An 11,150-nucleotide genomic window follows, 5' to 3' on the forward strand; every position below is an offset into this window, starting at 1 on the left:
GTGAAATGGAGGGGTTTTGTACGGCGGAAGAGCGCTGTTCACGTTGGGTAAGGGTTCATGTTAATCCTGTGGAATCGTTCCACACCAATCCCCCTCTCGCTTTTATGGCACAACAATCCCCTTTCAGGTAACATCAAAACCCCTTTTTACTAAAGAAGAAGTAATACCCACTATGACTCAAGTCGCGAAGAAAATTCTGGTAACGTGCGCACTGCCGTACGCCAACGGCTCAATCCACCTCGGCCATATGCTGGAGCACATCCAGGCTGATGTCTGGGTCCGTTACCAGCGAATGCGCGGCCACACTGTCAACTTCATCTGCGCGGACGATGCTCACGGCACGCCTATCATGCTCAAGGCGCAGCAACTGGGGATCACCCCAGAGCAGATGATTGGTGACATGAGTCAGGAACACCAGACGGATTTCGCTGGCTTTAACATCAGCTACGACAACTACCACTCCACGCACAGCGATGAGAACCGCGAGCTGTCGGAGCTGATCTACACCCGTCTGAAAGAGAACGGTTTTATTAAAAACCGCACCATCTCTCAGCTGTACGATCCGGAAAAAGGCATGTTCCTGCCGGATCGTTTCGTGAAAGGCACCTGTCCGAAATGTAAGTCACCGGACCAGTACGGCGATAACTGCGAAGTGTGCGGTGCGACCTACAGCCCGACGGAACTTATCGAGCCGAAATCCGTGGTGTCCGGCGCTACGCCTGAAATGCGTGACTCCGAACACTTCTTCTTTGATTTGCCTTCGTTCAGCGAAATGTTGCAGGCGTGGACCCGCAGTGGTGCACTGCAGGAGCAGGTCGCTAACAAAATGCAGGAGTGGTTTGAGTCTGGCCTGCAGCAGTGGGATATCTCCCGCGACGCGCCTTACTTCGGTTTCGAAATCCCAAATGCGCCGGGCAAATACTTCTACGTCTGGCTGGATGCGCCTATCGGCTACATGGGTTCCTTCAAGAACCTGTGCGACAAGCGCGGCGACACCGTGAGCTTCGACGAATACTGGAAGAAAGATTCTGACGCTGAGCTGTACCATTTCATCGGCAAAGATATCGTCTATTTCCACAGCCTGTTCTGGCCAGCGATGCTGGAAGGCAGCAACTTCCGCAAACCGACCAACTTGTTCGTCCACGGCTATGTGACGGTGAACGGTGCGAAGATGTCCAAATCTCGCGGTACCTTCATCAAAGCCAGTACCTGGCTGAACCACTTCGATGCGGACAGCCTGCGTTACTACTACGCGGCGAAACTGTCTTCCCGCATTGATGACATCGACCTGAATCTGGAAGATTTCATCCAGCGTGTTAACGCCGATATCGTCAACAAAGTGGTCAACCTGGCTTCCCGTTGCGCGGGCTTTATCGCCAAGCGTTTTGATGGCGTGCTGGCGGCTGAACTGGCCGATCCTGCGCTGTACAGAACCTTCACCGATGCGTCTGCATCCATCGGCGAAGCCTGGGAAAGCCGTGAATTTGGTAAAGCGATCCGTGAAATCATGGCGCTGGCTGACGTGGCAAACCGCTACGTTGACGAGCAGGCTCCGTGGGTTGTTGCCAAACAGGAAGGCCGTGATGCCGACCTGCAGGCCATCTGTTCCATGGGTATCAACCTGTTCCGCGTACTGATGACCTGGCTCAAGCCAGTACTGCCAACGCTGAGCGAGCGAGTGGAAGCGTTCCTCAACACCACACTTGAGTGGGATGCCATTGAGCAGCCATTGCTGAACCATAAGGTGAACACCTTCAAGGCGTTGTACAACCGTATCGAGATCAAACAGGTTGAAGCGCTGGTTGACGCCTCTAAAGAGGAAGTGAAAGCGGCGGCAGCACCGGTGACCGGCCCGCTGGCTGACGATCCGATTCAGGAAACCATCACCTTTGACGATTTCGCCAAAGTGGATCTGCGCGTGGCGCTGATTGAGAACGCTGAGTTCGTGGACGGTTCCGATAAACTGCTGCGCCTGACGTTGGATCTGGGTGGTGAGAAGCGTAACGTCTTCTCCGGCATTCGTTCTGCTTACCCAGACCCGCAGGTGCTGATTGGCCGTCTGACCGTGATGGTCGCCAACCTTGCACCGCGCAAAATGCGTTTCGGCATTTCTGAAGGCATGGTGATGGCCGCAGGTCCTGGCGGGAAAGATATCTTCCTGTTAAGCCCGGACGACGGTGCAAAACCGGGTCAACAGGTTAAATAAATCTCAAAAGGCGCTGCGAAATCAGCGCCTTTTTTTTAATGCACTATCCTTCTATGGACAGGAAATTTCTAACAAAAGGGGCTTTAAAATATGTTTAAAAAACTCATCGCTATCACACTGACCACTCTGATGCTGTTTGTCCTGAGCGGCTGTGGCGAAAAAGAACAGAGTAAGACGTTTAACTGGACCGATGGCAAGACCGAAATTTCACTGACCTACTACTACAAGGATGATGTGGTAACCCGTCAGTCAGCAAAAAACAAAATTAACTATGCCGCCATGGGCATTGCCAACAAAGAACAGGCTATGCAGCGTCTGGGGCCAATCAGCGAGAAATACAAAGCGATTAAAGGGGTAACAGAAAGTATCGATTATCAGGATACCTATGCGACCGAAACCCTGGATGTGGATTACTCCAAAGCAGACCGCGATGCACTGCAACAGATGCAAGGCTCCGCCTTCACTGGCGATGCAAAAGACGGTGTCAGCATGTCGAAATCCCAGCAGTTGCTTGAATCTCGCGGCTTTAAAGAAGTGAAATAACAGAAATTAACGCTTAAAAAAGCCAGCACGGTTATTGCCGTGCTGGCTTTTTTATTTGGCGGGTTTTGCGTGCTCACGTACAGCCAGTCCACGCAGGAAATAGCGCAGGAACTGGTCGCCACATTCACGGAAATTTTTATGCTCGCTGGCACGCATCATGGCAGTGATTTCCGGCATCGACACACGGAATTTCTGCTCAGTCAGAATCGCCAGAATATCATCGGTCTTTAAGGTAAAGGCGATGCGCAGTTTCTTCAGAATAAGGTTGTTGGTCATCTTACGCTCAGTGACCAGCGCAGGCTGAGATTCATCTTTGCCCCGACGCTCATAAATCAGGCCATTCAGGAATAAGGACATCATAATGTCCGGACAGCGCTGAAAGCCGTCTTCCTCTTCCTTACGCAACCAGCCGACCAATTGCTCGTCACTCACCGAGGCATCCGCCAGGGTAAAGATGCGCTTCAGGTCGTTGTTATTCATTTTCAGGGCGTAGCGCAAGCTACGTAAAATATCATTATTGAGCATAAAGCCTTCGGGACATATTTTTGCAAACGTGCAGTGTAACACCGAAGTTTACAACCCCAGTGCTTCTTTTCGCCAGCGTCAGGTGATGATGAGTTGAATGCGCTTACCAATAACCGTTGCCATTCCAACCAGCGCATCCAGAGTAAATTTTTCAGTTTTCTGATTAACCACATCGGAGACTCGAGGTCGTGAGACGTGCAGAATTTTTGCCGCATCAAGTTGCTTATGCCCGCAGCACTTCATCCAGTCCGCAATTTCCACCATGAGCTGCCGTTTTAGCTCATCAGCTCGGGCCATTTCATCCCGGGACTGAGCCTGCAGGACTGCGGCCTCTTCGGGGGCAAACCCCAGCTCAGCAAAAATGTTGCCGCCTGCTTTGGTGACATGACGTGTTTTGGTATCAATATTCTGCGCCATTCTTTGCTCTTGTTAGTTGATATCCTTTGCAATCATCACTCCGCATCCTTGCAGGATCTTAATTGCGTATAAAATTATATACGAAAATAAAACACAACAGCAGGAGAGATTTCTTGCGAACCGGTACGCGCTTTTTATCCAGCCCTTACAACCCCAGTGCTTCTTTTAAATTCTTCAGATAACGACGACTGACGGGCACGGTCTGACCGTTGCGCAGGAGCAGTTCAGCCTGACCGTTATCTTCAAGTTTGATCTCTTTGAGATGGGCCATGTTGACCAGATACTGGCGGTGGCAGCGCAGCAACGGCGTACGGCTTTCAAGGGTGCGTAAGGTCAACTCGGTAAACCCCTCTTTGCCCTCGCTGCTGGTCACGTATACACCGCTCATCCGGCTACTCACGAAAGCGACTTCGCTCATTTGTAACAGGTAGATGCGGCTATGCCCGGTGCAGGGGATAAACTTAAGCACTTCCTGGTTTTCAGGCAGCACGGACACATCCTGCACATTGCGCTCGTGGCGCAGGCGAGCCAGGGTTTTGTCCAGACGCTGAGTTTCGATAGGTTTCAGCAAGTAATCGAACGCATGTTCTTCAAATGCTTTGACAGCGTATTCATCGAACGCGGTGAGAAAGACCACATAGGGGCGGTGTTCCGGGTCAAGCATGCCGACCATCTCCAGGCCGCTGATCCGCGGCATCTGGATATCAAGAAACAGAACATCCGGGCGCAATTTATGCACCGCGCCGATGGCCTCCACCGCGTTGGCGCACTCGCCCACAATCTCAATATCGTTCTCTTCCTGGAGCAAAATTCGCAGGTTTTCCCGCGCCAGCGGTTCATCATCGACAATCAGCACTTTTAACATGCGCTTTCCTCCAGCGGGAGTCGTAGGGTAATTCGGGTAAAACTGTCCGGCTCACAGGCCACGGTAATGCCACAACCGTCGCCAAAGCGGGCGCGCAGGCGCTTATCCACCAGACTCATCCCTAATCCGCTGGCATCGGTTTTCGGCTGATATAGCCCCGCGTTATCTTCAATATCCAGCACCAGGTGGTTCCCGTCCTGGCTGGCATTGATGGTTATTTCGCCCACCCCAAGCAGTTGCGAGGTGCCGTGTTTAATGGCGTTTTCCACAATCGGTTGCAGCGTAAAGGCTGGCAAATGCTGGTGCGAGAGTGAATCCGGTACATGCAACTGCACCTGCAGACGGCTCTGGAAACGGGCCTGCTCAATCTGCAGATAAGCATTCACATGCTCAATCTCATCGGCCAGGGTGACGATTTCCGACGGACGCTTGAGGTTCTTACGGAAGAAGGTGGAGAGATACTGCACCAGCAGTCCGGCCTGATCGCTGTCGCGACGGATCACCGCTTTGAGGGTATTGAGCGCGTTAAACAGAAAATGCGGGTTCACCTGCGCATGCAGCAACTTGATTTCCGACTGGGTGAGCAGCGCTTTTTGTCGCTCATACTGCCCGGCAAGAATTTGCGCCGACAGCAACTGGGCAATCCCCTCCCCCAGCGTGCGGTTGATCGAGCTGAACAGGCGGTTTTTGGCTTCATATAATTTAATGGTGCCTACCACGCGCTGGTTTTCGCCACGCAGTGGAATGACTAATGTTGAGCCTAATTTGCACTGCGGATGCAGCGAACAACGGTAAGGCACTTCGTTGCCATCGGCATAAACGACTTCGCCGCTATCAATCGCTTTTTGCGTCCAGCCGGATGAAATAGGTCGGCCCGGCAGATGGTGGTCGTCCCCTGCCCCTCTGAAAGCCAGCAGTTTTTCGCGATCGGTAATCGCCACTGCGCCAATATCCAGCTCGTTATAGAGCACCTGGGCGACCTTCATGCTGTTCTCTTCGTTAAAGCCCTGGCGCAAAATCCCCTCGGTTGAGGCCGCAACTTTAAGCGCCGTGGCAGAAAACGCCGAAGTGTACTTTTCAAACATCGCGCGCTTATCCAGCAGGATACGCATAAACAGCGCCGCCCCCACGGTGTTGGTCACCATCATCGGCGCCGCAATGCTCTGTACCAAATGCAAAGCGCTGTCATACGGGCGGGCAATCAGCAGGATAATCAGCATCTGGGTCAGTTCAGCCACGCAGGTGATCGCCCCGGCGGTTAGCGGGCTGAAGACCTTATCGGTGCGCCCACGCTTGATCAAAATGCTGTGCACCAGACCACCCAACAGCCCTTCAACAATGGTCGAGATCATGCAGCTCAGCGCCGTCATCCCGCCCATTGAGTAACGATGCAGTCCGCCGGTTAAGCCCACCAGCCCACCGACAACCGGGCCGCCCAACAGACCTCCCATCACCGCGCCAATCGCGCGGGTGTTGGCTATCGAGTCTTCAATATGCAGACCAAAATAGGTGCCGAGAATACAGAAGATCGAGAACGTCACGTAGCACAACAGCTTGTGCGGCAGGCGCACGGTCACTTGCATCAGAGGAATAAACAGGCGGGTTTTACTCATCAGCCACGCGATAACCAAAAACACACACATCTGCTGAAGCAGCAGCAACACCAGATTAAATTCGTACATATTTGCATCACCGCGAAAACAGGAAGCGCGTACCATACAGTGAGTCGCGCCAGGATTCTTTGAAGGGTTCCAAAAAACTCGAAATTCGTGCGCATTATCACAAACCTGGCGACAGGATGATACGTAAGCGTTACAAAATGAACAAAAAACACACAACCCTGCCTGGTTTTTACCACAACGGCTAAAGTTAAAGTGGGGATCTTTCGGTACAGGTGAACGCATGGCGCTTTATACGATTGGCGAAGTGGCGTTGTTGTGTGATGTCAATCCCATCACTCTGCGGGCATGGCAGCGGCGTTATGGGCTGGTCAAACCCCAGCGAACCGAGGGTGGCCACCGCCTGTTTACGGATGCCGATATCGAGCGTATCCGGGAAATCAAACGCTGGGTCGACACCGGTGTTCAGGTCAGTAAAGTCCAGTCATTATTGAGTAACGAACCCGACAGCGAGCGTGATGGCTGGCGCGCCCAGCAGGAAATGGTGTTGCAGTACCTGCAAAGCGGCAACCTTCAGCGCCTGCGTCTATGGATGAAAGAACGCGGGCACGACTACTCCGCCGAAACCCTGATCACCCATTTACTCCTTCCCCTGCGTCGGCGTTTACAATGCCAGCAACCCGCGCTGCTGCTCATGCTCAGTCTGCTTGACGGTGTGCTGATCAGCTATATCTGTAGCTGCCTGAGCAGCGCCCGCAAAAGAAACAACCGCGAGGCACTGGTGATCGGCTGGAATGTGCAGGACACCACCCGCCTGTGGCTCGAAGGCTGGATGGCAAGCCAGCAGGGCTGGCGCGTGGAGGTATTAGCGCACTCCATCAGCAATTTTCGCCCGGAGATGTTTGAAGGCCAGACACTGCTGGTGTGGTGTGGTGAAGCCCCCACGGCAGCCCAGCAAAAACAACTGCTGGACTGGCGTGAGAGTGGACATGCTATCTTCCCGCTCGGAAATTAATGGTTCATTAACACCTGCGCTTCGCCTTATAATACTTTTCTTAACAAAAGGAGAGCGCAATGAATCTGTCCAAAATCACTGTCATCACTATTTTCCTGCTGATGGCTATCGGCGGTATCAGCGGCGTGATGCTCGCAGGTTACTCATTTATTGTACGTGGCGGTGTTGGCTGAAGCGCAGCGCCAGACGCTCAAAGCCGCGGTCAACGATAATGGCCGCCAGAGCCACCAGAACTGCCCCCTGAATCACATACGCCGTATTGAATCCGCTCAGCCCAATAATAATGGGCGTTCCCAGCGTGCTGGCCCCGACCGTTGAGGCAATGGTCGCCGTTCCGATGTTAATGATGACCGAGGTACGGATCCCGGCAATGATGACTGGCGCAGCCAGTGGCAGTTCGACGTTAAACAGGCGCTGCCTGTCACTCATTCCCACGCCTCTGGCAACATCCTGAACCCCTTCCGGCACGGCAGCCATCCCTGCAAGCGTACCCTGTAAAATCGGCAGCACACCGTAAAGCACTAGCGCGATAACCGCAGGCTCGCTGCCAAAGCCAATCACCGGTACCGCAATCGCCAGCACCGCCACCGGAGGAAAGGTCTGCCCGACGGCTGCAATGGTCTCCACCAGCGGGCGAAATTCACTTCCCCACGGGCGGGTGACCACAATACCTGCGCCTACACCAAGTAAAATCGCCAGCAAGCTGGAAATGCCTACCAGTTCAAAATGCGCCAGCGTAAGCGCCAGAAACGTTTCCTGCTGATAAAGCGGGCGCGGCAGTTGCGGAAAGAGTGCGCTGAACAGCACGGTACTATGCGGCAATAGCAGCAGCAGCGCAACAAACACAGCAACCAACCACCAGCAACGGATCACGAAAGGCTTTCACGTGCACTCTCCGCGGTTAGCAGGTCGCTAAAATGCAGCGTCCCGTAGGGCACGCCGTCAGCACGGGCGACGGGTAGCACATCGCTCTGGCGCGCCACAAAAGCGGAAAGCGCCTCGCGCAGCGTCATCTCCTCATTCAGGGGTTCCCCCGCAACCGGCGGCTCGTTCTCACGCACCCAGGCTTTAACCTGATGCAACGAGAGCAAGCGCACGCCCAACTCACTGCGCCCGAAAAAGTCCTTCACGAAGCCGGTGGCCGGGCGAGTCAGCATCTCCAGTGGGGTTCCCTGCTGAATAATCGCCCCGTTATCCATCAGCACCAGGTGATCGGCAAGCTGTAGCGCCTCATCAATATCGTGGGTGACCAGCACAATCGTGCGCCCGAGCAGGCGATGGATGCGGATCATCTCTTGTTGCAGCGCACCGCGGGTAACCGGATCCAACGCACCAAAGGGTTCATCCATCAGCAGCACTTCCGGATCGGCCGCCAGAGCGCGGGCCACGCCAACACGCTGCTGCTGCCCGCCGGAAAGCTGATGCGGATACCGATCGCGCAGGCCCATTTCCAGCCCCAGTAGCGCCATCAACTCATCAATTCTGTTGGCGATTTTGGCTTTCGACCATTTTTGCAGTTGCAGCACGGTGGCAATGTTCTGCGCCACCGTCCAGTGCGGAAACAGGCCGATGGATTGAATGGCATAGCCCATGCGCCGACGCAGTTCGAGTATCGGCAGGCTGCGTATCTCTTCACCGGCAAACAGAATAGTGCCTTCATCGTGCTCCACCAGCCGGTTGATCATCTTCAGGGTGGTCGATTTTCCTGAACCCGAAGTGCCAATCAGCACGGAAAATGCGCCTGTCTTGCACTCCAGATTCAAATCACTGACCGCCGGTACACCGGCAAACACTTTACTGACATGACGAAATTCGATCATGATCCTTTCACCTCCAGCAGCGCGATACCCAGCGCAAATAACGCATCCACGACCACCGCCAGGGCAATCACCGGTATCACGCCTAACAATACTAAATCCAGCGCACTGCTTAACAATCCCTGGAACACCAGCGCCCCAAAGCCACCGGCACCAATCAGAGCGGCAATCACTGCCATGCCAACGGTCTGGACGGCCACCACCCGAATGCTGCGCAGCAAAATGGGCAGTGCGAGAGGAAAACGCACCTGCCAGAACCGCTGACTGGCGCTCATCCCCATCCCTTTAGCGCTCTCCAGTACGTCTGCAGGCACCTGATTCAGCCCTGCCACTACACCGCGCACCAGGGGCAACAGTGCATAAAGAATCAAGGCGATCAACGCGGGCGTCATGCCGGTTCCCGCCACGCCAAGCGAACCTAGCCACGGGAAACTCGCCACCAACCCAGCCAGCGGCGCAATCAGCAGGCCAAAAAGGGCAACAGAGGGCACCGTCTGAATGACGTTAAGCACCCCGAACACTGGCCCCTGGCGCGCAGGATGGCGATAGCACCACAGCCCAACCAGCAGCCCAATAGCCAACGAAGGAACCAGCGTCGAAAACAGCAGCGTCAGATGTCGACCCAGCGCATCATCAAACACATCCTGGCGATTAACGTACTCTTTAAGCAGCGACAGGTTATCGAGCTGCCCGGTGAGCAGAAGCACGATGGGGAGCCACCAGATCTGGGCATGCAATAGCCAGCGCCAGACGGGATCCGGCGTCAGGCGGCGGATAACATCGCTACAGGCAAGCAGTGACAGCCCCAGCCATAACCACCAACCGCTGCCGGGAGAGGTGCGCGCCAGTTGACTGCCGGTCAGAGCAAGATCGCTTGCCGCTCTACCCACACTCCAGACCAGGATCCAGAATGCGCCCTGGGCAATGATCAGCGTGGCAATCAGGGGGAACCGTCGTGGTGCAAAACTAAGCAGCAGTAAACTGACGGGCACAATCAACCCGACCAGCACGTAGCCCGGCCACAACTGCCAGAGGGCCCGGCTTTCACCGGAGACCAGTCGATTGGGAGCGTAATTGACGAACGGAAGCGCCGTGGCTGCCAGCGCAAGAATAACCAGCAGCAGCACGACGCGATTATGACAACGAATATCCACCTTTATTTAACGAGTCCCTTTTCCTTCAGGTAATCTGCTGCCACTTTTTTAGCATCCAGGCCTTCAACTGCAATACTGGCGTTCAACTTCTGCAGCGTTTTCTCATCAAGACTGGCGAAGACCGGTTTCAGCCATTCGTCCAGTTTTGGATACTCTTTTAACACCGCTTCACGCACCACCGGTGCAGGAGCATAAATAGGTTGAACCCCTTTCGGGTCGGTGAGGGTTTGCAGGCCCAGCGCCGCAACTGGGCCATCAGTACCGTATGCCATAGCCGCATTGACGCCAGAGGTTTGCTGAGCAGCTGCCTTGATGGTCACTGCGGTATCACCACCGGCCAAAGAGAGCAGTTGTGGCTGACTCAGTTTAAAGCCGTAAGCTTTTTCAAAGGCAGGCAACGCATCGGTACGCTCGATAAATTCTGCCGAGGCCGCCAGTTTGAAGGTGCCGCCCTCTTTCAGATAGCGGCTGAGGTCGTCCAGAGAAACCAGTTTGTTCTTCTCTGCCAGATCCTGACGTACCGCGATGGTCCAGGTATTATTCGCCGGAGCCGGCGTCAGCCAGACCAGCTTGTTCTGCTCGGCATCCAGCTTTTTGACTTTCTCATAGCCCTGCTGGGCATTTTTCCACGCAGGGTCATTCTCCTGTTTGAAGAAGAATGCGCCATTGCCGGTGTATTCCGGGTAGATATCCAGTTCGCCAGAGGTGATAGCACCGCGCACCACTGGTGTGGTTCCTAACTGGACTTTGTTGACCGTTTTAACGCCATGACTTTCCAGTACCTGCAAAATGATATTGCCCAGCAGCGCCCCTTCGGTATCAATTTTAGAACCGACCTTAACCGGCTCGGCTGCCTGCGCGCCCGCAGCCAGTATCAATAGTCCTGCAGCGCTCCATTGCGAAAATGATTTCATGTTCGTTCCTCATTCTTTTTGTGATGCCCGGAATTCTGGCTGTGCAAAAAGCGTAGTTGAGAATTGGTCCGGAGG

General features: G+C 54.3%; 11 protein-coding genes and 1 pseudogene. 4 read left to right on the forward strand and 8 right to left on the reverse strand.

Annotated features, from left to right (window positions below):
• The first annotated feature begins 172 nt into the window (after positions 1-172).
• Entirely contained in the window at positions 173-2,206 is a 2,034-nt protein-coding gene (gene metG / locus AC5JPW_RS18330) for a methionine--tRNA ligase (RefSeq protein WP_494242560.1), read from the forward strand.
• 90 nt (positions 2,207-2,296) lie between these two features.
• Positions 2,297-2,749: a YehR family lipoprotein gene (locus AC5JPW_RS18335; protein ID WP_494242561.1), complete on the forward strand. Its 453-nt coding sequence runs from the start codon at positions 2,297-2,299 to the stop codon at positions 2,747-2,749.
• A gap of 51 nt (positions 2,750-2,800) precedes the next feature.
• On the opposite strand, the gene AC5JPW_RS18340 is transcribed toward AC5JPW_RS18335, so the two are convergent.
• The 4 genes from AC5JPW_RS18340 to AC5JPW_RS18355 all read right to left on the reverse strand — a co-directional run bounded on the left by AC5JPW_RS18340 (position 2,801) and on the right by AC5JPW_RS18355 (position 6,238).
• Entirely contained in the window at positions 2,801-3,274 is a 474-nt protein-coding gene (locus AC5JPW_RS18340; RefSeq protein WP_494242562.1) for a YehS family protein, read from the reverse strand.
• Between the two features lie 78 nt (positions 3,275-3,352).
• Positions 3,353-3,691 (reverse strand): helix-turn-helix domain-containing protein, encoded by a 339-nt coding sequence (locus AC5JPW_RS18345; RefSeq protein WP_494242563.1) that lies wholly within the window; start codon positions 3,689-3,691, stop codon positions 3,353-3,355.
• 145 nt (positions 3,692-3,836) lie between these two features.
• On the reverse strand, positions 3,837-4,556 hold the full coding sequence (gene btsR, locus AC5JPW_RS18350; protein ID WP_494242564.1) for a two-component system response regulator BtsR: 720 nt from the start codon (positions 4,554-4,556) through the stop codon (positions 3,837-3,839).
• On the reverse strand, positions 4,550-6,238 hold the full coding sequence (locus AC5JPW_RS18355) for a LytS/YhcK type 5TM receptor domain-containing protein (RefSeq protein ID WP_494242565.1): 1,689 nt from the start codon (positions 6,236-6,238) through the stop codon (positions 4,550-4,552). Before AC5JPW_RS18355 ends, btsR begins: the two co-directional genes overlap by 7 nt.
• A gap of 220 nt (positions 6,239-6,458) precedes the next feature.
• Here AC5JPW_RS18355 and mlrA point away from each other — a divergent pair, with 220 nt between their 5' ends.
• Together mlrA and AC5JPW_RS18365 are read left to right on the forward strand one after the other, a co-directional pair.
• Positions 6,459-7,190: an HTH-type transcriptional regulator MlrA gene (gene mlrA, locus AC5JPW_RS18360; RefSeq protein WP_494242566.1), complete on the forward strand. Its 732-nt coding sequence runs from the start codon at positions 6,459-6,461 to the stop codon at positions 7,188-7,190.
• A 59-nt stretch (positions 7,191-7,249) separates the two neighbouring features.
• The gene (locus tag AC5JPW_RS18365; RefSeq protein ID WP_494242567.1) at positions 7,250-7,363 is read left to right on the forward strand and encodes a protein YohO; all 114 of its coding nucleotides are present in this window, start codon (positions 7,250-7,252) and stop codon (positions 7,361-7,363) included.
• Here the strand turns inward: AC5JPW_RS18365 and AC5JPW_RS18370 are convergent.
• From AC5JPW_RS18370 to osmF, 4 genes and pseudogenes are all read right to left on the reverse strand, one after another.
• Positions 7,338-8,076: pseudogene (locus AC5JPW_RS18370) on the reverse strand (ABC transporter permease). The gene AC5JPW_RS18365 and the pseudogene AC5JPW_RS18370 sit on opposite strands and share 26 nt — an antisense overlap.
• Complete coding sequence (locus AC5JPW_RS18375; RefSeq protein WP_494242568.1) at positions 8,060-9,010, reverse strand: ABC transporter ATP-binding protein; 951 nt, start codon at positions 9,008-9,010, stop codon at positions 8,060-8,062. The pseudogene AC5JPW_RS18370 and the gene AC5JPW_RS18375 overlap by 17 nt, the downstream one beginning before the upstream one ends.
• On the reverse strand, positions 9,007-10,161 hold the full coding sequence (locus AC5JPW_RS18380; protein ID WP_494242569.1) for an ABC transporter permease: 1,155 nt from the start codon (positions 10,159-10,161) through the stop codon (positions 9,007-9,009). The genes AC5JPW_RS18375 and AC5JPW_RS18380 overlap by 4 nt, the downstream gene beginning before the upstream one ends.
• A gap of 2 nt (positions 10,162-10,163) precedes the next feature.
• Positions 10,164-11,075, reverse strand: a complete 912-nt coding sequence (osmF, locus tag AC5JPW_RS18385; protein WP_494242570.1) for a glycine betaine ABC transporter substrate-binding protein OsmF — start codon at positions 11,073-11,075, stop codon at positions 10,164-10,166.
• Between the last annotated feature and the right edge of the window lie 75 nt (positions 11,076-11,150).

This window comes from Phytobacter sp. (assembly GCF_059074235.1).